The following is a 19,978-nucleotide window of genomic DNA, read 5'->3' on the forward strand; positions in this document are numbered from 1 at the left end:
GGCGCGTCGGTCGGCGACCTGGTCGACCAGGGTTTTGCAGGTGGGGCATTCGGGCCAGAGGCGTTCGGGGGCGCGGGGGTTGTCGTAGGTCGTGGCGGTGGCCGCCAGACGGCAGTAGGTGGTGACGGCCTGCCCGTCGGGTTGTTTCTCGCCGGGGTAGGCGTGGCGGGCTCCGTCGTGGGGGAGCCAGGTGTAGCTGTGGTAGGGGAAGGTGTCGGACACGGTGCTCTCCACAGTGGACAGTGCTGGGAGGGGGTGGCGGGGCGGGAGGGGCGTCCCGGCCCGCCACCCGGGGGCCCGGCGTGGTGTGTCGGGGGCACACCACGACGGGCGGGTCAGGACGCTTGTGCGCGCCAGAGAGTTCGGTCGCGTTGTGGGGCCAGCACCGACTCGGAGGGGACGGTGACGGTGACCTCGCACAACCGCCGGTCGACGGTGCCTCGCTCACCGGTGAGGACGTCGACGGTGATCACCCACCGGTCGCCAGAAGTGGCGCTCTCGTTGAAGAACAGTTCGTGGGCGAGGTCGACGGCGTGGGACTCCGGTCCACAGGGGGTGGTGTGCCAGTAGTCGTCGTCGAGGATCTTCTGGTGCTGCCGGACCCGCCGCCCGCGTTGGTCGATGCGGTAGAAGGACACCAGGTGCCAGCGTGGAGGGACGTTCACGTCTCGTCTCCTTGTGTCACCGGTGGGATGCGCCGGAGCCGGTTGACGGCCTCCTCGACCTCGTGGGGGTTTTTCGTTGGCGTATTGGTGAGTTCTCGCTGGAGCCGCCGTGATCTCCGAGGTCGGCGCAGGTCACCGCGCCGCAGCAAGTCGTTGAGGGAGAGCCCGTCACCAGCTTGACGGAGAGCGTGACGCGGAAGCGAAATCGAGGACGCGGACACCGGCAACGCCGGCATCAGACGCGCCGCGACCAGGAACAGGCCGCCGAAGACACAGACGATCATGCTGAGCAAGACAAGCTGGATCACGGGATCGCCTCCCGTACGAGGGGGATGGAAGCGGGCGGAACCTCCGAGCCCTGGACGACCACCTGTGGGCGTTGCGTGATGGAATGCATCCTCAGGGTGATCATCGGGACTACTGTCACGCTACTACTGTCACGTGACAGTAGGAAGCACTCCGATCGGGTGGCAGTTGCGTGATCGCCTCACGTGCAGGTAATGCTGGCGCAGCTCCTGCCGAGGAGGGAGAGAACCAGGTCATGGCGAACCCGCCGCCACTCGCGAGGCGTATCGAACTGGGCGCGCTGCTGCGGACGTACAGAGAGCGAGCCGGCTTGGATCTGGGCGAGGTTGCCCACGCCCTCGGCTGGACCTACGTCCAGAAAGTGGGCTTGGTCGAGTCCGGCAAGCGAAAGCTCGCCGCCACCGAGGTGGCCGCTCTGGCAGACCTGTTCAGGTTGACTGCGGCCGAGCGGGAGAAGGTGATCGAACTCGGCAAGGAAGCTCGGCGGAGAGACCCCGGTCCAGCATTCGCTGCCGACTTCGCACAGACGTACATCGCGCTGGAAGCCGCTGCTTCACACATCAAGCTCTACGCGGAGGAGCTACTGCCCGGTCTGCTTCAGACGGAAGACTATGCACGCACGTTGTTGGAGGAAGGCGGCATCCTGTCGCCCGATGAGATCGACCTCGCGGTTGCCCGTAGAGTCGAGCGACAGCGCCAACTCTCCGGACCCGCACTGCGCCTCAGCATTGTTCTCAGCGAGTCCGCCCTGCGGCGGCAGGTAGGCGGCGCGTCCGTGATGCAGCGCCAAGTCGACCACATCCGGGAACTGGCCAGTCTCCCAAACGTCACGTTGCAGCTTCTGCCCTTCGCAGTAGGTGCGCACCTCGCGCTCGGAACATGGTTCCACGTCCTGCACCTGGGCGACCCTGTCGTGACGTTCGTCTACGTCGAAGCCTTGACCGAGTCCGACTTTTATGATCGCCCACCTCACACTGAGGTCTATACACTGGCCTTCGATCGAGCCCAGCGAGCAGCGCTCTCTCCGGCTGAATCACTGGCCGTGATCGATGATCATATCCGTCAGCACACCATGGAGTAGCAACGTGACGCGTGACCCGAAGCTGCCCGTCTTCTGGCGTAAGAGCAGTCGCAGCCAGAACGGGTCAGCTAACTGTGTGGAGATCGCGGATCTGACCGGCGCGGCCGCGGTGCGTGACTCGAAGAACCCGACCGGCCCGGCGCTCGTCTTCGCGCCGGGCGCGTTCACCGCGTTCGTCAACACGGTGAAGGAGGGGCGGCTCGACCTGAGCTGACCCGGATGATCTGGCAGCGGGGGCCAGTCAGACTGGCCCCCGCTGTCCTCTGTCGCGCTACCCCCGTCTTCGGGGGCATTCGCCCTCCCTGAGCCCTCGGCCGCCGAGGTGCTGGACTCGCCCCTGCCTGTGCGAGGACCATCCTTCTTGCAAGGCGCTCCTCACCTCGGTCCGGCCCTACGGGCGCATGAGTGAAAGGTGAATGCCATGGCCCTCGATCTGACCAAGGCGGCGTGGCGGAAGTCCAGCCGCAGCGCTGCGCAGAACGACCAGTGCGTTGAGGTTGCTGGCAACCTGCCTGGCGCCACCGCAGTCCGCGATTCGAAGAACCCGACCGGCCCGGCGTTGGTGTTCGCGCCGGGCGCGTTCGCCGCGTTCGTCAACACGGTGAAGCGCGGCCAGCTCGACCTGGGCTGATCTGCAAGTCGTCGACGGCGGGGGCCAATCGGGTGGCCCCCGTCGCGCGTCGTCAGCAAGGTTCCCTGTTCGTACCCTGACATGCAGCCATCTCACGAGCGGGAGGGCGCATGACAACCATCAAGATCGGCCCTTGGCGGAAGTCCAACCGTAGTGGCGGCACTGGAGGTAACTGCGCCGAGGTAGCTCCGGTGACTGCACCCGCCGGCGCTGACTGGCGTAAGTCCAGCCACAGCCAAGGCAACGGCGCCTGCGTTGAGGTGGCGACGTTCAAGGGCGTCGCTGCGGTGCGTGACTCGAAGGACCCGGCTGGTCCGGCGTTGGTGTTCGCGCCGGGCGCGTTCGCCGCGTTCGTCAACGTTGTGAAGGATGGGCGGCTCGATCTGAGCTGAGCCAGTCAGAAGACGGTGCAGTCTTCGGGGGATGGCCGGGGTGGGGGCGGTTGGGCGGGAGATCAGTAGGCTTGGCAGGCGGTTCGCGGTTGGCCTGCGGGTGGTGGTCGTCGGGCTGTGCACACTGCTGTGGTTGGGTTTCGCCTCGACGCGTCAGCCGGCTTTGGCGGCGCTGACCACGGTTGGGTTCACCGCGTGGAGCGCGTTTCACGGGTTCTGGTTGCTGCGTGGGCGTTCCCTCCTGGTGGCGGATGTCGTGGTGGTGTGCGCGGTGTGTCTGGCGCAGCCGTGGACGGACGCGGTCGGGGCGCAGCAGGACAGCACGAGCTGGACGTTGGCGGTGGTCTCGATCGTGGTCGTCGCCTACCAGTGGCATCTCCGCGTGGTGCCCGGGGGTGTGGCGACGGTGCTGATCACGTTCGCCTACCTGGCGGGTGTTGTGTTGAGCCGGCCGGAGAGTTGGCTCGTCGGGGTGCCCCTGGGAGTCTGGACCGCCGTGGAGGCCGTGTTGGCGCGGGCGTTGTTCACGTTGCTGACCAAGGGGGCGAAGGCCGCTGACGACGCGACCGAGCGGGCGGGGCGGGCGCGCCGGGCGGCGGTGGTCGCGCGGGTGCGCCGGGAGGACGAACGTGAGCACCTGGCGGCGATTCACGACACGGCCTCGGCGACGTTGTTGATGGTCGGCCTTGGGGTCGTGCGTCGGCGGGAGGCGTGGCTCTCGGCGCGGGCGGCGAAGGACCGCGAGGTGATCCTCGGCCGGGCGGACGCGTGCGACACCGAACTGGATCTCGTCGGCGAGTTGCGGGAGAACGTGGACGCCGGTCCGTTGCGGGTGCGGTGGGAGGCGGCCAGGCCCACGTTCGTGCCGGCCTCGGTGGCGGCTGCTTTCTCTTGTGCCGTGCGGGAAGCGTTCATCAACGTCGTGCGTCACGCCGGTGTTGACGAGGTCGTCGTTCAGGTGCGGCGAGAGGGCGGGACGGTGCGGGTCGAGGTCAGCGATGCCGGGAGGGGCTTCGAGCCGCAGGGCGTGCCCAACGGCCGGTACGGCCTGACCCGCTCCATCGTCGGGCGGATGCGCGGGGCCGGCGGCAGTGCGGAGATCACCAGCATCCCGGGGTACGGCACCCGTGTTCGCCTGGAGTGGCCGAATGCCCTCGCCTGACGCCGTGCGCATCGCCGACCAGTTGCGGCGTCAGCAGACCTGGGCGGCGATCGTGATCACCCTCGCCGTGCTGTTCGCGTTGCAGTTCCCCACGGTTCTGGCGCACCGGCACCATTACCGGCCTGTTGAGGGGCAGTTCCTCGCGCTCGCTGTCTTCGCGGCGACTACTGGTTGGGTCGCCGTCACGACTTGGCGCGGGCGGTCGCCGGGGCGGTGGCGTTGGCCGCTGGTCGCCGTGACACTCGCCGCCTCGGTGATCGCCACCGCCACCGTCGCGCCGGACCAGTACCTCGGGATACCGCACTGGTCCTACGGAACCGTCGGGTGGCCGCTGACGGTGCTGGTCGTGGACCGGGGTGTGGGAGTTCTGGCCGGGTTGCTCGTCGTGCACTTCGCGGTGAGCGCGGTCCAGGTGGCGGCGGTGGGCGAGGTCGCGGTCACGTTGGGCGGGGCGCTCCAGCAAAGCCTGATCACCAGCGTGTTCCAACTCGCGGTCGGCTACGGCGCCACGCTCCTGGACCGGATCGCCGGGACCGCGGCGAGCGCGGCGCGGAAGGAGGAGGAACTCCGCACCGCCGAGGCGGTCCGGGAACAGGTGCACGCCGACCGCAAGAAGCGCTATGCCACGCTGGCGCGGACGACCATGCCCCTGCTCGACGGGCTGGCCAGCGGCGCGTTGGACCCGGCGGACCGGGAGGTGCGCCGGGCCTGCGCGGTGGAGGGGGCGAGGATGCGCCGGCTGTTCGCCGAGAACGCGGAGGTGGACGATCCGTTGACCCACGAGCTCGAAGCGTGCGTCGACCTCGCGGAGCGGCGGGGGATCAGCGTCCAGTTCCTCACGTACGGCGAGCGCGGCCCGGTGCCGACGGCGACCCGGCGTCTGCTCACCGAACCCGCGGTGGTCGCGCTCGCTTCCGCCGAGACCGCCGCCCGGGTCACCGTGGTGGGGATGGGAGATTCGGTGACTGTCAGCGTCGTGGCGGATGTTCCCGAGGACGTCATCCCGGCGGTGCGCACCTCCGAGATCAACACGTCGATCGTGTGCGAGGACGGCCGGGTCTGGGTGAAGACGACGTGGACGCCAGCGCGATGATCAGGGTGGCGGTGGTGGACGACCACCCGGTGGTCATCGCCGGGGTGCGGGCCTGGTGCGCCGACGCCGACCCGCCGATCGAGGTGGTCAACGCCGACGCCAGCCCCCGCGCGTGGCAGGACTCCGCGGAGCGGGCCGACGTGGTGCTGCTCGACCTCCAACTGGAGGTCGGCTCGTTGGCCTTCGACCGACTCCAGCACCTCGTCGACCAGGGGCAGCAGGTGATCGTCTACACCATGCGCACGGACAGGCAGACCGCCCTGACCTGCCTGGACATCGGCGCCCACAGCTACCTGACCAAGGCCGAGGGCGAACACCACCTGGTGGCCGCCATCCACGCCGCCGCCGAGAACCGGCCCTACATGCCGCCCACGCTCTCGGGCGCGTTGGCCACCAACCCCGATCCGCTGTGCCCGCGCCTCGCGCCCCGCGAGATCGACGTCCTGTTGGAGTGGTTCCACTCCGAGTCCAAGGAGATGGTGGCGCGCTCGCTGAACCTGTCGGTGCGGACGGTCAACAGCTACCTGGACCGGGTGCGGGTCAAGTACGCCAGCGTCGGCCGCACCGCCCGGACCAAGGCCGCCCTGGTGGCTCGGGCGATCCAGGACGGGCTGGTCCACGTCGACGACCTCTGAGTGGCGTTGACGGTCGTTTGACCGGCTGCGAACGCGCCTCGCCGCCCCTTACTCTGATCCGGGGCAGCAAGGAAACGACAGGCGCGCCGTGCATTTCTGTTCGCTCTGTGGGGTGTGAACAGCCGTGCCCGGTGCCCGACGTCGTGCTCATCAGCGCCGGTGAGCGTCTTTCTGCCCCTTCTTCTTTCAGCGCCTGTGTTTTCTCCGACCAATGATCGACGCGGTGCCGTTCACGTCGCCGAGACACCCCCGCCCGATCACCAGAGGGGGGACAGGGACGAGACGATGCGGGTGGGGGAGAAGCCGAGCTGGTGCAGGACCGCGCCGGCCAGGGCCGTTGCCACGAGCCAGTCCTGGGGGCGGAGGGGTTCCGCGCGGAACGAGGGCGTCCACAGGGTTGTGGCCAGTGGCTCGACGGCGGCCGTGCCGAGGCGGCGCAGGCTTTCCGTGGTGCCGCCGCGTGCTCGGTCGGCCAGGCGGAGCGCGGTGTCCAGCACGGTGAGGGCGTAGGGCTCGACGGGTGGCGGGGCCGGCGGGAGGGGGCCGTAGGCCGTGATGGATCGCATGGTGCGGGAGATGGGGTGCCGGCGGGCGAGGCCGAGGAGCAACTGTCCGCCGGCGGCCATGACGGCGGGGGAGTAGGTGCGGAGTCCCTGGAATCCGGAGTGGGCCAGGCCGACCAGTTTTCTTCCCGTGATGGCCGTGATTTCCGGGGCGTGGGTGCGAATTCCCTCGATGCCCGAGGAAACCAGGGCTGGGAGTTGGCGTGCTCCGTAGCCCGCCGCGCCGCCGCCGGCCGCCGCGATGAGTTGGAGGGTCGCCATGCCCAGCGGTGGCATGCTCGCGATCGTCTCGAACCCGGTCACGTTCCTGGCTCCCCGGTGCAGGGAGATCGCCGACTGCGTGACGCGCAGGGAGAGGCGGAGGTAGCTGGGGAGCTGTTCGGTCAGGCCGAACAACTCCATGAGCGCCAGGGTGCGCTCGACGTAGGGCACCCAGCGCACGATCGAGATGACGGTCGGGTCCTGGGCGATGGCCTGGTGGACGTCGGTGACGGCTCGGGCCAGGAGCACGGTGTTGGCCAGCGCCTGACTGGTGACCGCCTCGGGTCGGCCGGCGGTCGTTTCCGTGAACTTGTACCCCTCGACGCCGCCGATCCAGTGGCCCAGGGCCGACTTCAGGGCAGCTCCGGTGGCTCCCGGCGTCGCGATGATCTCGTCGATCAGCTTCTCGGGGGCGGACCTTCCGGTCAGGGCGGCTTTCTGGGCGCCCATGGCGGCGCCGAGAACCGCCATGACGGTGCGTGACTCCCGCTCCCGCTGTCGCCGCTGCTGGCGCGCTTCGTGTCCCAGGCTTTCCACGGCGCTGCCGACGATCGGGATGTCCTTGGTCACCTCGACGATCTCGGTCAGGTTCTCGTCCAGAACGCGTTGGCACTCGGCCGCGAAGCCCGCAGCGTGGTCGCGAAGACGCTCGACGGTGTCCCCGTGCTTGCCCAGCCGTGCCTTGGCGAACGCCGTGACCGCGTCCAGGGTCCCCTTCTTCAGGTCCTCCCCGGACACCAGGGCGCGCACCGCCAGGGCCAGGTCCTCCCGGTCGGTGACCAGCCGCACCACCCACGGCAGCACGAACTGCCTGATCAGGCCGAGGTCCTGGTCGCCGACGGGGAGGTCCACCACCTCGCGCGGGGCGGTGAGCTGTCGGACCTGGGAGACCAGGTTCCGGCCCTGTTCCCCGTAGACCGCCTTGGCCCAGCTCTCGATGTCCCCTCGGTAGGGCGCGCCGAGCCGGGGCGCCAGGTAGGTCATCGCCATCGCCGAGCTGATGGCCTCCACGAGGTAGCGGGTGATCATCGTGCGGACGGCGGGGCGGGGAACCGGTGTCAACCACTCCGACTCGACGGTGGGCGTCTCCTCCGGTGGTGTGGGCCGGGGGCCGACCGGGTCGGTGGCCTCGGTGGCGGTGACGCGCTCGAACCGCCGGCCGGTCTCGTCCTCGACCACCGAGACGGAGGAGACGTCCAGCGCGGCGCCGGAGCGGATCACGGCGGTGAGGCCGACGTCCCGGAGTTTCAGGTAGGACGCCAGCGGCCCGATGTCGTACCCGGACCGCTCCCGGAGCTGGACCCGCATGACCGTGACGTGCTGGGCGGTGCTGTGGATCTCGGGGAGGCGCAGCGCGTAGGACAGGGCGTCGGTCTCCCTGCCGAACGCCAGGGACGCGTGGCTGGTCGTGATCCGGCTTCCGGCGACGGGCTTGGCGGCTTCCCGCCGGCCCCGCGCGACCGCGTACCCCTTGGCGCGCTCCACGCTGCTCGCGGCGTGCTCGACCTGGGCGGTCAACTCGGTGCCGAGTTTCTCCTTGCCGCCCATGACTTCGTGCATGATCTTGTGTGCGATGTGGACGCCGCCCTTGCCCGCGACGCTGCGGACGATCCCGGTGACCGCCTTGACGGCGGTGGAGACCGCCTGGGAGGCGGCGTCGGCCGCGTCGATCACCACGCCGGGGGAGAACTCGGCGACCGCCGTGGTCACCCGCTGGAAGGTCGACTCGGCCCGGTCGAGCAGGTTCGACAGCTTCTCCTGGAGGTTGACGAAGGTGTGGCCGACCTGTTCCAGCGCCTTGCTGGCGTGGGCGAACCGCTGGTGGAGCTCCGACAGGTTCGGGAGCACCTGGGCCGCGGCGGCTCCGGCAACGTGCGTCACCGGATTGTCCATTGTGGCCAGGTGGAACGCCTCTCTGGCGATCACCTTCAGCTCGGGCAGGAGCGCCGAGGCCGCGCCGACCGCCCCACCGGTGAGCAGTCCGGCGGTGGCGTCCACCACCATGTGCCCGGCCGACCGGCCCAGCAGCGTGCTGAGCGACGCGACCCGGAAGGTGGCGCGGAAGTCGTCCGCGCGCATCCGGTCGGTCAGGCGGCTGGCCGTGTCCAGGAAGCGGATCGACTCGACGAGCATGCCGGCGACGTTGAGAACGAGCGGGTGTTCGCCCGGGTCCTCGAAGCTGAGCCGGTAGTCCGGGTAGCCGAGCGGTCCCTCTCCGGTGGTGACGACGTACACGGTTTTGTTGGTGGGACGCAGTTTCGTGACGGCCGCGTCAATCTCCTTCGAGTACCGCTGTCCCAGCTCGACGATCGCGGGCGCGTCGGCGGCTCTCGCCTCCTCCGACATCCCTTGGGCGGCAAGGCGTTGCTGGACCACCCCGACGTCCGGCATCCGGAGTTCGGGTCCCACCGGTCGCAGCTCGTGCACTGTCGTCAGGCTGCCCAGTCCGACGAGAGCGGTGACGCCCTTCTTGCCCAGCAGCTCCTCGACCTCGGCCCCCGCCAGGGGAGTCTCCTCGTCGGTGTCCCGCGCCTGGCGTGACAGCCATGCCTGCGTCCGTTCGTTGAAGTCGTGACTCACGAACAGGCCCATCTTGGCCCGCACGAGCTCGGCGACCTGGGTGACGCTTTCCGGAATCTCCTCCGGTCCCGAGGGGCCGACGACGGGAGCGCCCTCGGTCCGGACGACGCCGCCGATGTTGCTCGGCTCCAGGCCGCTGATCCTGCGCAGCATCGCGCTGGCCTCACCCTCGTGTTGCTTGGTGAGGGCCTTCGCCGGCTCCTCCCTGCGCTCCCTCGTCCGCTCCTCCCTGATCCTGTTCAGGGCTTCCCGGAGCGAGCGCCACTTGTCGGCGACACCCTGCTGCTTGTCGGCGATGTCGTTCAGCTTGTCCAGCAGGGCCGCGATCTCGTTCTTGTCCTTGCGGAGCTTGTCGGGCAGGAACGTGCGCTTCACCGTGCGGGCCTTCTTGATCACGTGTTCGAAGCGGCCCTGCACCTCCTGTTGCTGGCGCTCGAGTTCCCGGCGCTCCGCGTCGAGTTGTCGCATCCGTTCCTGCGGGGACAGCCAGCCGAGGGCGAGCAGGGGATCGGCCGGCGTCGGGCCGGTCGAGGTGCCGGGAGCGGGGGTGGTCGTCGTCTTCGCCGCCTGGTGCGTCTTGTTCGGCATGGCCGGCCCCGATCGGTGCGCGCTCCGGAATCAGTGCTCGTCAGTCAGTGCTTGTGAGTCAGTGCTTGTGAGCCAGTACTCGTCAGTCAGTGCTCGTGAGCTGGGACCCTCGTGGTGGTGGGCGAGGAGGGTTTCCTCGACCCAGGCGTAGAAGGGCTGCCCGAACTCGCCGGGGGTGATGGGCAGGCCGACCTTCTGGTACTCCCTGCCGACCGAGACGACCAGGTCGCGGACGGAGACGGCGGTGGCCGCGCGGTCCGCGCCGAGTGCGCGGAAGGCCGCGTCCAGGACGACGTTCCTGATGTTGCCGCCGGTGAGCGGGAACCGGTCCGCGAGGACCGCGAGCTCGTCCTCGTCCGGATAGGACAGTCCCGGTGGGACCATTCCCCGCCAGATCCGTAGGCGGCTCGCGGCGTCGGGGGCGGGGAAGTCGATGACGGAGTGCAGGCGGCGGAGGAACGCCCGGTCGATGTTCTGCCGCAGGTTCGACGCCAGGAGGACCACGCCCTCGAACTCCTCCACCCGTTGCAGGAGGAAGGACATCTCGGCGTTGGCCCACCGGTCGCGGGCCTCCTTCACCTCGCCCCGCTTGGCGAACAGGGCGTCGGCCTCGTCGAAGAACAGCATCGCGTTGGCCCGCTCTGCGTCGGCGAAGACCTGGTCGAGGTGCTTCTCGGTCTCGCCGACCCACTTGCTGGCCACGGCCGCGATGTCCACTTTGTACAGATCGACGCCCTCGGCGCGGGCCAGCAGCTCGGCGGCCATCGTCTTGCCGGTGCCCGAGCCGCCGGTGAACAGGGCGGTGACCCCGCGCCCCAGCCCGATCCTGCGGTCGAAGCCCACCTCGCCGAACACCCGGCCGCGCAGGGAGATCCGGTGGGAGAGTTCGGTGAGCTGGCGTCGGCTCGGCGCGGGCAGGACGAGGTCGTCGAAGGTCAGGTCGGTGCGGGGGGCGATCCGTCGCGCGTGGGCGACGAGGCGGTGACCGCACTGTCGCCGGCACCCCTCGAACAGGTCACCCGCTCGCAGGCCGGGGTTGGCGGGGTCCCGCAGTCTGGCCACTCCGCGCGCCGCGCCGACGGCGTCCCGGATCTGCCCGGCGGTCAGGCGGAACGCGGTGGCGAGCCGGTGCACGACCTCGTCCCGCCCACCGTCGTGCGTCAACTGCTCGCCGGCGGGCAGCAGCGCGTGCCACAGGGCGCGGCGTTGGGGGAACGTCGGCGCTGGTAGCTCGATCCGCAGGAATCGGCCGTCGGCAAAGCTGTCGGTCGGGTCCCACGCGTGCTCGCTGGTGAGGAGACTCGTGCCGGGGAACCGGTCCGCCGCACTGAGCAAAGTGGACCAGTGATGGGTGCGCTCGGGTGTCAGGAGAGGGTCGACGCCGACCCAGCACAGCGCCGCGCCGCGCAACCTGGCCTCGCGGTAGCAGAAACTGATTACCTGGGGCCAGTCCCGGGCGAGGGCGGCTCGCACGTCGGCGAACAGCAGCGGTTGCCCGCCCTCGTCGCACAACACGGACGCGACCGTGCGCCGGCCCGATCCGTAGGGCCCGTGGAGAAGGATCACCGTGCGCTCACTCGTGGCCAACCACGGCGCGAGCCGGGTCAGGGTCCCGCGCAGCTCGGGGTCGAACACCAGCTCGTCCGGGTCGCGATCCGGTTCCGCGAGGGTGAGGACCCCGGCGACCTCGTCGGGGACGACCTCGTTGCCCAGCAGGTGCCGGGCGACGACCGGGTCGACGCGGATCTCCCCGGACGGGTCGAGGACCACCAGGTGGTCGCGCAGTAGGGGGCGGCCGGCGGAGAACAGCTCCCAGACCCGGGGGGTTCCGGCGATCTCCGGCGCGAGGGCGAGCAGCGCGGCCGCGGCGGTCGGACCGGCCGCCTCCTGGCCGACCAGGCACCCCAGCAGGTGGCGCGCGTCGGCGTCGACCTCCGCGAGCAGGCACAGCAGCACGATGTCCCGCTCGTGCTCTTCGAGCCCGAACCAGCGCGTCAGCGCGGACAGGCGCAGGGGAATCCCGGTCGCCGCCACCCGCTCCGCGATGTGCTTGGCCAGGTCGCGGGCGGCGTCCCGGTGGTCGAGCGCCGGGTCCGGGTGTCGCGGCCGCTCGTCGGGTCCGTCGGGGTCGGGTTCGTCGGTGCGAGTGGGGACAGCGGCCCGGAGCAGGTGCTCCACGCGGGCCAGCTCGTCCCGGAGGTGGGTCTGGCTGTCGGGATATCCCAGCTCGCTCATGCTGGTCCCACGCGGTCGCGCTCGGCCTCGGCGAGCGGGTCGGGGAGTCGTCCCACCAGGCCATCGTGGTGCAGCGCGGCCAGGACGGCGAGGCGGGGACGCTTCCGCCGGGCGGGGGTCGGGGTGGGGGTCCGGAGCTTCGACATCTTCGCGGGCTCCTCCACGGTGAGGTGGTGGTCGGTCCGGTCGGAGCGTTGGGACCGAGTCTTGGGACCGGCGGGACCCGCTGGCAACGAAGGACGCCGGGGTTCACCACACTCGGTGAAGCATGAATGAGGGACAGCGGGCGGGCGGGCCGGCCGCCACAGCCCGCAGTGCCCGGGGGAGTCCTCCCACGGAGGTACCTCGTTCGTGTCCTGCCGCTCACTCCGCGTCCGGCGGCCCCTCCTCGGTGCCCGCCTTGTCGGCCCGGCAACCCCTGGACGACCTCGACCAGCGGCTTTCGCGCCCCGCGACCCCGCTTCTGTGACCCGCGTCACTGGATGTCACGTTGGGTTTCCCGCGACCCGTCTGGGGGTCGTCACTGGATGCGAGAAGGGACAACGGCAGTGCACAGGATCGTGATTCTCGGGGCGGGGTACGCGGGCATGGCGGCGGCGGTGAACCTCGCGGGGCGCACCAAGCGGCGCGAGGACGTGCGCGTCACCGTCGTCAACGCGACCGAGCGGTTCACCGAGCGGCTGCGGCTGCACCAGATCGCCGCCGGGCAGCAGGTGGCCGACCTGCGCGTCCCGGAGCTGCTGGAGGGCACCGGAGTGGAGTTCGTCCGCGGCTGGGTCACGGGCATCGACGCCACCGCGCGCACCGTCCGCGTCGACGACGAACAGGTGCTGGAGTACGACACGCTGGTCTACGCGCTGGGCGGCATGGCCGACACCGCCAGCGTCCCCGGCGTCGATGATCACGCCTACACCTTCGACAGCGCGCACGACGCCCAACTGTTGGCGCAGCGGTTGACCGGGCTGGGCAGCGGAACGGTGGCCGTGTGCGGCAGCGGCCTGACCGGAGTGGAGGCGGCCGCCGAGATCGCCGAGCAGCACCCGGAGTTGGCGGTCGTGTTGATCGGCCGAGAGGAACCCGGGGCGGCGATGGGGCCGAAGGCCAAGGCATACCTGCACGCCGCGCTGGAGCGGCTGGGGGTGCGGGTGCGCGCCGGCGCCGAGATCATCAAGGTGCTGCCGGACTTCGTGGAACTCGCGGGCGGGGAGACCGTCGCCGCCGACGCGGTGCTGTGGACCAGCGGGGTGCGCGTGTCACCGCTCGCCGCCGCGGCGGGGCTGGACGTCGACGACCGCGGCCGCATCATCACCGACGCCGCGCTGCGGTCGGTCTCGCACCCGGAGGTCTACGCCATCGGCGACGCCGCCGCGATCCGGCAGAACTACGGTGTCATGCACGGCACCTGCCAGAGCGGCATGCCCACAGGCGTGCACGCCGCGATGTCGATCGTGCGCCAGATGAAGGGGAAGCAGCCCAAGCCGTTCCGGTTCGGCTACTACCACACGCCGGTGAGCCTGGGCCGGCACGACGCTGTGGTCCAGTTCACCAAGCCGGACAACAGCCCCCGGGGTTGGGTCCTCACTGGACGCCGGGCCGTCTGGTACAAGGAGACCGTGACCGCCGCACCGTGGCCGACCTACGGCCGGATGACGAAGTTCCCCAGCTCGGGCTCGATCTGGCCCCGCGGCGGGCGGTTCACCCGATGACCGACGCCGGCACGGACCAGGTGCTCCCCGAACACCTGGTCCAGGTGTTCGGGGAGCACCGGAACCTGTTGTTCTCGGTGGCCTATCGCATTCTCGGCTCGGCGGCCGACGCCGAGGACGCGGTGCAGGACGCCTGGGTGAAGTGGTCCTCGGCCGACCGTTCGCAGGTGGCCGACCCCAAGGCGTACCTGGTGCGGATCGTGTCCAATGTGGCCATGGACCGCCTGCGGTCGGCTCGGAGCCGGCGCGAGACCTACGTCGGTCCCTGGCTTCCCGAGCCCATCCTCACCAGTGCGGACACCGCCGAGGACGTGGCCGCCGCGGACTCGGTGTCGATGGCCTTGTTGGTGGTGCTGGAAACGCTGAGCCCGCTGGAGCGCGCGGTGTTCGTGCTCAAGGAGGCGTTCGGCTTCAGCTACGGCGAGATCGCCGACGCTGTGGAGCGCTCCGAGGCGTCCGTGCGTCAGGCCGCGCACCGTGCCCGTGAGCACGTGCAGGCCCGGCGACCGCGTTTCCACGCCGACCGCGCACGGCAACGCGATGTCACCGAGCGGTTCTTCGCCGCTACTACTGGTGGTGACATCAACACCCTGATGCAGTTGCTCGCTCCCGACGTGACACTGTGGACGGACGGCGGCGGCAAGGTCCGCCAGGCCCTGCGCCCGGTCACCGGCGCGGAGCGCGTGGCCGCCTGGTTCGCCGCGATCGGCTCCCGCTCCTACGAGGGCGTCGATCCCGCCGACATGGCCGTTGATCTGGTTGACCTCAACGGTGGCGTGGGCATCGTGTTCAGCGGTGCGGGACGGGTGATCGCCACCCTCACCCTGGACCTCGACGACACCGGCCGCGTCGCCGCCATCCACAACGTCGCCAACCCGGACAAGCTGCGCGCTGTCGCCGCGAGGACGATCCACCACATCTGACCGGTCATCAGAACAGTGCCCTCTCTGGGTGACAGGACCCGAATGCTGTTGCGGCGTTGTGCGGCGGTGCAATCCCCGAGGCATGAGCGAGTACGTGATCCGCCCTGTGCAGGCGTCCGACACGGACACGGTCGAGCGGATGATGGCTTTGTCCGACATGTGTCTGGGGACGGGGCTGGGACCAGTGACGCGGAGCCAGATGCTCCACGACCTGGCTGATCCCGCCTTCGCCGCCTTCGCCGCCTGTTCGGCGAAGGACGGCGCGGTGCTGGGTGTCGCCGAAGTTCGGGTGCTGGACACCGAGCGCTATCAGCAACTGGTGTCCACCCTGCCCCCTGGCACGCTGCCTGCGCGAAAGGACGGTGACCGCCTCGGCTGGCTGGGAAACGAGGCTGTCCACCCCTCCCACCGCCGACGAGGTATTGGCGGCCGCTTGCGGGACGTCATGCTGGATTGGTTGCGCGACAGGGGATGCACGGCCGTCTACACGCTGCACTGGCTGTCCTCGCCGACCTCCAGCAGTTTGCCGTTGCTCGTCGCGGCCGGCTTCACCGTCGTTGGCGTTCTCCCCGAGTACTGGACGCCAACCTCGTTGGAGGCCGAGGGGTCGCGCTGCCTCCACTGTGGCCCACAGTGCCACTGCACCGCCTACCTGATGCACCTGCCCCACCTCTGACCGCGATCACAGCGGTGGCGACCGCGGACTGACCCGCGTCTCGTCTCGTCGTCAGGCGGACTTGTCGATCTCGCCGTAGAGCATCACCGGTCGCCCGTCCGGATCGGCGACGTAGGCGATGCGCTCTCCGGAGGGGTGGTCCTCCGGTCCATAGAGGATGGTCAACCCACTCGACCGGAGCCGATCGACAACGCTGTCGACGTCGTCGGTCTCCAGGCACAGCACGAACGAGACCTCCTGTTTGCCGGAGGTGACGGGACGACGGCCGTGCAGGGGCTCGTTCGGCAGGGACAGCCACACCTGGGACCCGTTGTGGAGCAGTTGGACCAGCTCCGCCGGGTCGGGAGCCGGCGGCCACCGGTATGCCGGCCGGAACTGGAAGAACTCGACGTAGAAGTCGGCGACGCGCTGGATGTCGTCGGTGTAGATCATGGGCATCGGCTTGGCGAAGTTCATCTCGGAACCTCCGGAACGGGTTCGTCGTGGACGAGGAGGGTTTCCGCCGCCGCCACCCCGGACGCGAAGGCGGCCTCGTGCAGGCCGAGCCCGTCCGGGCCGAGGGGCGCTGTCTGGACGTAGGCTCCGGCGAAGCGAACACGGCCCTCGGTGTTGAGCGCCGTGATCTCGTCCTGGAGGCGGAGTGCTTCCACGGTGAAGACGGGATGGCGGAAGAGCGTCTCGGCCACCACCAGCTCGTCCCTGATGGGAAGGGGGCTGTGGGGTGTGCGGAAGTAGTCCCGGCGCGCCCGCAGCCCCTGGGTGTGGTTGACGTAGGTGGTGTGCCAGGTCCGGAGGTCGCCGAACCGCCTGGTGCGACCGAAGTTGGAGGTGCGCCAGTGCGAGCGGTCCGGCGCCATGACCACTGGATCTCGGTGCAGGAGCATGGTGCAGGGCTGGTACGGGACAGACGCGAGCTTGCGCTGGAGGGCTGTGGGTCGCTCCACAAGGGACAGTGCCTCGTCCGCGTGCGCCGCGATGATCACGTGGTCGAAGTGCTCAACGCTGTCCTGTGTCCGGACCCGCACCCCGTCGGGTCGTTCCGCCACACCGGTGACGGCGGCCCGCGTGCGGATGTGACACCCCCGGGCCTCCAGTGCGGCACGGGCTCGGCGGAGATAGCCGCTGGTGCCGGATTCGACGGTACGCCAGGGAAGAACAGCCGACCCCGGGCCGTCCTCGGTCATCAGGCGCAGGACACTGCGCGCCGGCAGTCGCAGCACTGTGGACGGAGGCAGGGTCCACTGCGCGGAGGCGAGCTGGACCACCCAACTGTGCCGGAAGTCGGGGCCGAGGCCGGTGCGGGCGACGTACTCGCCCAGGGACACATCCGGCTCCGCCAGCGCCGGGTCCGCCGCGCCGTTCTCACGGAACCGATGAGCCTGGGCATGCAGGATCGTGAACTCCGCCCTCCCGTTCCCGGGAATCTGCTCGGATACCGCGCCGTCGACGAAGCTGTAGTCGTCCGGGACGTACGCTTCCCCGGTGTCCGCGTCGAAGAAACAGGGACGCTCCCAGTAGGCACGGGTGGCCACACCGAGTTCGGCCAGGAACGCGGTGAACGTCGGGTAGAGGGCTTCCTGGAACGCGAAGACGCCGAGGTCGATCCGGAGCGGAGCACCGTCTTCCTCCACCGTAATGGTGCGTGCCTCGCCCCCGAGATCCGCCGCCCGCTCGAACACCGTGACGTCGCTGTCCCGACACAGCCGGTACGCCGCCGCGATTCCCGCGATGCCACCGCCCACCACCGCCACCCGCCGCATGGTCACGTCCCCTCACCGATCAGTCGCAACGGCTCGGTGCCGGGGATCGGCCGTCGGAGGCTTCCCAGGCTGAGTCGTTCGCGCAGCGCCACCAGAACACCGGCGGCCTCCAGGTAGTTGTCGACCACGTAGATCTCCGTCCCCTCCGGGTCGCCGGCAGCGGCCAGGTCCTCGGGCCGCAGTTGGCTGATCGTGTCGTTCTCGGTCACCAGAACCAGGGGGATGTGCTGACCGAGCGCGGCGAACGCGGGGATGCCGCCGACGGCGGTCGCGGGGAGCACCACCGCGCCGACGTCCTCGGCGGTGAGCCGGATGTCGCCGGGGACCACCGGGGCGTCCGCCGCGATGGGCTGAGGAGCGGCGGCGAGCCCGCGCAGCACCGAGACGAGGTAGGTCATGGAGATGACCTCGGCGGCGTCGCGCGGGTCCACCGGGCCGTCCACCCGCGTGTTCTCCCACACCGTGAGCATCGGCGCGTGTGCGGCGGGCAGGCCGGCCACGGTGGTCACGGCGTGGGTGAGCAGCGCCTCCACGCCGCCCCACGGGTTGGGGACCTCCTTGCCCGCGTAGTAGTCGGCGCGAAGACCCGGGTCGACGGCGATCTCACTGGTGATCGCGAGCGCGTCCACCGACCGGGCCGCTTCCAACGCCAGGTCGAGGATCTCCGCGAGGTTGCTGATGTTCCCGAGGGCGCGTCCGGAGTCGCTGTAGAACACGTGCGCGCGCAGCGGTTTTCCGCACACCCACACCGGTCCCAGGTCGAGTCCGCCGACCGCCCGCGCGGCGTTGACGGCGTTGAGGACGTTGTTGAGCAGGTCCTCGCTGCGCGGCGTGTCGACCAGGAGGCCGAGGCGGCGCGTGCGCCGGGGCAGCAGGTGGATCGTGCCGGTGAGAAACCGGCTCAGCAGGTTTCCCTCCAGGTACAGCACGTTCTCCCGGGCCCAGTACAGATCGGAGGCGGTGACGCAGTTGGGGTGGGTCAGGAGGTGGTCGCACACGCTGGCGAGCAGGTTGGTGGCGGGAGTGGCGTCTCCGGAGAACCCGCCGATCTCGGCGCGGACCCCGGTCGGGACCACCTGGACGGCGACGAACCGGTCGGTGCGTTGCCGGCGCCGGGGGCGGAACTCCCACAGCGACCCCCAGGCCTGCCTGTGCCCGGACAGTCCTTTGAGGACGGACACCTCGAACCGCAACCGCCCGTCCCCGGCTCCGACGAGGACCAGGCGAAGGGGGACTTCGTCCTCAGTGGAATGTGGAGCCAGCAGGTGGGCCACTCTCGTCCAGGTCAGGGTTCGTGGTGGGCGGGCCACGTCGACCAGACGGTGTTCAACGCTGCCCATGGCTTCTCCAGAGGTTGAGGTAGACCGCGTCGCTCGGCTCCTGCACCGCCAGCAACTCGCCGGACCGGGTCAGGCGGTAGACGGACGGCCAGGGCAGTCCCGCGAAGGACGACAACCTGGCCTGGGCATACGCGCCGAGCTGGAGGAAGAACAGCGGTTGCCCCACCTCCAACGGATTGCGGAACGAGTAGCGCCCGAAGCGGTCGCCAGCCAACGGGGAGCACCCGGCGATCTCGTACTCCCAGCCGGACTCCTGGAGCGGTTCGTTGTCGGGCGCGTAGATCTCCGGTTCCCACTCGTACTCGAACACCTCCGGCGCGTGGCCCACCGCGCTGTCGATGACCGCGACCGCGACGCCGCCGGCGTCGAACACGTCGACAACCCGGGTCACCAGGACGCCGGTGTCCCGGGCCACACCCGTGCCCGGTTCGGTGAGGATCGAGGAGACACCGAGAGCACGGACCTTGTGCACCATCTCGGCGAAGTCCTCGCGCCCGTCCACCACTCCCGGCCGCAGCCAGCCCCCTCCGACGTTGACGTACTCCAGCCGGGGCAGCAGTGGTGCCGCCGCCCGCGCCAGCCAGTCCAGGCTCGACACGACAGCCTTGAGGCTCGACGACTCGCAGGCGATGTGGAAGTGCAGGCCGGAGATCCCCCGCCCGCCGTCCTCGACGACCCATCGTTCGAAGTGGGGCGCGGGAACGCCGAGCTTCGAGCCCGGTCGCGCGGGGTCGTACCGGAGGTCCTTGGCAGTGGAGAACTTCGGGTTGACCCGAAGGCCGAGTCGGGGAGAACCCCTGTCGTGCACGGCCTGGACGCGGCTGAGCGTGGAGAGCGAGTTGACGTTGACGTAGTCGGCCACGGCGGCGATCTCGGCCCAGTTCTCCGGGAACACGGTGAGTCCGGTCAGGTGGACGGGCATCGGCGTGGAACCGAGGAACTCGCGGACGAGGCGGGCCTCCGGCAGTGTGCAGACGTCGAATCCGGCCACGTGACGGGCGAGTGCGCGGAGTACGAAGTCGAGCGTGCAGGGTTTCACCGAGTACAGCAGGTCGACCCCGAGCGGGCCGAGGAAGTCGAGGTACTCCGCGACGTTCGCTTCGAGCACCGCGTCCAGGTAAAGGAACGCCGGAGTGCGAATGCTGTCGAGGCGCGGCACGACCTGCCGTTCCAGGCACAGCCGGATGTCCTGGAAACGCTGCTCGTCACTCGCGCCGACCATGAACATAAGCGATTCCTTTGTGGGGCAGTGCGCACCCCCCGGCGTGTGGGGGCGGGGGCGGCCGTCCCCGTGGTGGAGCTCTGTGCCCTCCCGCTGGGGGCGAGCCACGTGCAGGATGCCTGGCTCACCGAGCCGCGTTCCTCGACTTACCCAGTTCTG

Annotated in this window: 20 protein-coding genes; 10 read left to right on the plus strand and 10 right to left on the minus strand. The window is 69.9% G+C overall.

All coding sequences use genetic code 11. From position 1 onward, the window contains the following. The 3 genes from BUE43_RS34160 to BUE43_RS33435 form a co-directional block, all read right to left on the minus strand. Positions 1-222 (minus strand): HC3 family zinc finger protein (locus BUE43_RS34160; protein WP_073482790.1); only part of this gene is annotated, 222 nt, incomplete at its 3' end. 113 nt (positions 223-335) lie between these two features. Continuing rightward, on the minus strand, positions 336-665 hold the full coding sequence (locus BUE43_RS12945) for a hypothetical protein (protein WP_073482792.1): 330 nt from the start codon (positions 663-665) through the stop codon (positions 336-338). After that, positions 662-973 (minus strand): hypothetical protein, encoded by a 312-nt coding sequence (locus tag BUE43_RS33435; protein ID WP_143174142.1) that lies wholly within the window; start codon positions 971-973, stop codon positions 662-664. The genes BUE43_RS12945 and BUE43_RS33435 overlap by 4 nt, the downstream gene beginning before the upstream one ends. Positions 974-1,143: 170 nt before the next feature. Between BUE43_RS33435 and BUE43_RS12950 the strand changes: the two genes are divergently transcribed. The 7 genes from BUE43_RS12950 to BUE43_RS12980 all read left to right on the plus strand — a co-directional run bounded on the left by BUE43_RS12950 (position 1,144) and on the right by BUE43_RS12980 (position 5,965). Then, positions 1,144-2,052: a helix-turn-helix domain-containing protein gene (locus BUE43_RS12950; protein ID WP_234995702.1), complete on the plus strand. Its 909-nt coding sequence runs from the start codon at positions 1,144-1,146 to the stop codon at positions 2,050-2,052. 4 nt (positions 2,053-2,056) lie between these two features. Beyond that, positions 2,057-2,266, plus strand: a complete 210-nt coding sequence (locus BUE43_RS12955; protein WP_234995703.1) for a DUF397 domain-containing protein — start codon at positions 2,057-2,059, stop codon at positions 2,264-2,266. Positions 2,267-2,473: 207 nt separating this feature from the next. Further along, on the plus strand, positions 2,474-2,683 hold the full coding sequence (locus tag BUE43_RS12960; RefSeq protein WP_073482797.1) for a DUF397 domain-containing protein: 210 nt from the start codon (positions 2,474-2,476) through the stop codon (positions 2,681-2,683). A 110-nt stretch (positions 2,684-2,793) separates the two neighbouring features. Beyond that, positions 2,794-3,075: a DUF397 domain-containing protein gene (locus tag BUE43_RS12965; protein WP_073482800.1), complete on the plus strand. Its 282-nt coding sequence runs from the start codon at positions 2,794-2,796 to the stop codon at positions 3,073-3,075. A 31-nt stretch (positions 3,076-3,106) separates the two neighbouring features. Beyond that, entirely contained in the window at positions 3,107-4,237 is a 1,131-nt protein-coding gene (locus tag BUE43_RS12970) for a sensor histidine kinase (RefSeq protein ID WP_073482802.1), read from the plus strand. Further along, entirely contained in the window at positions 4,224-5,330 is a 1,107-nt protein-coding gene (locus BUE43_RS12975; RefSeq protein ID WP_073482804.1) for a hypothetical protein, read from the plus strand. Before BUE43_RS12970 ends, BUE43_RS12975 begins: the two co-directional genes overlap by 14 nt. After that, positions 5,312-5,965 carry a response regulator transcription factor gene (locus tag BUE43_RS12980; RefSeq protein WP_327083444.1) on the plus strand — a complete coding sequence of 218 codons (654 nt, stop codon included), beginning with the start codon at positions 5,312-5,314 and terminating at the stop codon, positions 5,963-5,965. Before BUE43_RS12975 ends, BUE43_RS12980 begins: the two co-directional genes overlap by 19 nt. Before the next feature lie 257 nt (positions 5,966-6,222). Here BUE43_RS12980 and BUE43_RS12985 read toward each other — a convergent pair whose 3' ends face one another. Genes BUE43_RS12985 through BUE43_RS34165 form a run of 3 tightly spaced genes read right to left on the minus strand, consistent with a single transcriptional unit; the run spans position 6,223 to position 12,338 of the window. Continuing rightward, positions 6,223-9,957: a DUF4200 domain-containing protein gene (locus BUE43_RS12985; RefSeq protein WP_073482806.1), complete on the minus strand. Its 3,735-nt coding sequence runs from the start codon at positions 9,955-9,957 to the stop codon at positions 6,223-6,225. Positions 9,958-9,987: 30 nt separating this feature from the next. Continuing rightward, positions 9,988-12,192, minus strand: coding sequence for an ATP-binding protein (locus tag BUE43_RS12990; protein WP_073482809.1), 2,205 nt, complete (start codon positions 12,190-12,192; stop codon positions 9,988-9,990). Continuing rightward, positions 12,189-12,338: a hypothetical protein gene (locus tag BUE43_RS34165; RefSeq protein WP_159447728.1), complete on the minus strand. Its 150-nt coding sequence runs from the start codon at positions 12,336-12,338 to the stop codon at positions 12,189-12,191. The genes BUE43_RS12990 and BUE43_RS34165 overlap by 4 nt, the downstream gene beginning before the upstream one ends. A gap of 402 nt (positions 12,339-12,740) precedes the next feature. On the opposite strand from BUE43_RS34165, the gene BUE43_RS13000 reads away from it, so the two are divergent. The 3 genes from BUE43_RS13000 (at position 12,741) to BUE43_RS13010 (ending at position 15,497) form a co-directional block, all read left to right on the plus strand. Further along, entirely contained in the window at positions 12,741-13,898 is a 1,158-nt protein-coding gene (locus BUE43_RS13000) for an NAD(P)/FAD-dependent oxidoreductase (RefSeq protein ID WP_200797497.1), read from the plus strand. Then, complete coding sequence (locus BUE43_RS13005) at positions 13,895-14,821, plus strand: RNA polymerase sigma-70 factor (RefSeq protein ID WP_073482816.1); 927 nt, start codon at positions 13,895-13,897, stop codon at positions 14,819-14,821. Before BUE43_RS13000 ends, BUE43_RS13005 begins: the two co-directional genes overlap by 4 nt. Before the next feature lie 82 nt (positions 14,822-14,903). After that, positions 14,904-15,497, plus strand: a complete 594-nt coding sequence (locus tag BUE43_RS13010; protein WP_073482818.1) for a GNAT family N-acetyltransferase — start codon at positions 14,904-14,906, stop codon at positions 15,495-15,497. 51 nt (positions 15,498-15,548) lie between these two features. Here the strand turns inward: BUE43_RS13010 and BUE43_RS13015 are convergent, their stop codons facing one another. From BUE43_RS13015 to BUE43_RS13030, 4 genes are read right to left on the minus strand one after another with little or no spacing between them, the layout of a single operon-like run. Beyond that, positions 15,549-15,953: a VOC family protein gene (locus BUE43_RS13015; RefSeq protein WP_083959641.1), complete on the minus strand. Its 405-nt coding sequence runs from the start codon at positions 15,951-15,953 to the stop codon at positions 15,549-15,551. Continuing rightward, complete coding sequence (locus BUE43_RS13020; protein WP_073482821.1) at positions 15,950-17,257, minus strand: FAD-dependent oxidoreductase; 1,308 nt, start codon at positions 17,255-17,257, stop codon at positions 15,950-15,952. Before BUE43_RS13020 ends, BUE43_RS13015 begins: the two co-directional genes overlap by 4 nt. 2 nt (positions 17,258-17,259) lie before the next feature. Then, the gene (locus tag BUE43_RS13025; RefSeq protein WP_073482823.1) at positions 17,260-18,597 is read right to left on the minus strand and encodes a DUF3326 domain-containing protein; all 1,338 of its coding nucleotides are present in this window, start codon (positions 18,595-18,597) and stop codon (positions 17,260-17,262) included. Further along, positions 18,584-19,825, minus strand: coding sequence for a type III PLP-dependent enzyme domain-containing protein (locus tag BUE43_RS13030; protein ID WP_073482825.1), 1,242 nt, complete (start codon positions 19,823-19,825; stop codon positions 18,584-18,586). Before BUE43_RS13030 ends, BUE43_RS13025 begins: the two co-directional genes overlap by 14 nt. Positions 19,826-19,978: the final 153 nt, after the last annotated feature.

Source organism: Streptoalloteichus hindustanus (assembly GCF_900129375.1).
Taxonomy (GTDB): domain Bacteria; phylum Actinomycetota; class Actinomycetes; order Mycobacteriales; family Pseudonocardiaceae; genus Streptoalloteichus; species Streptoalloteichus hindustanus.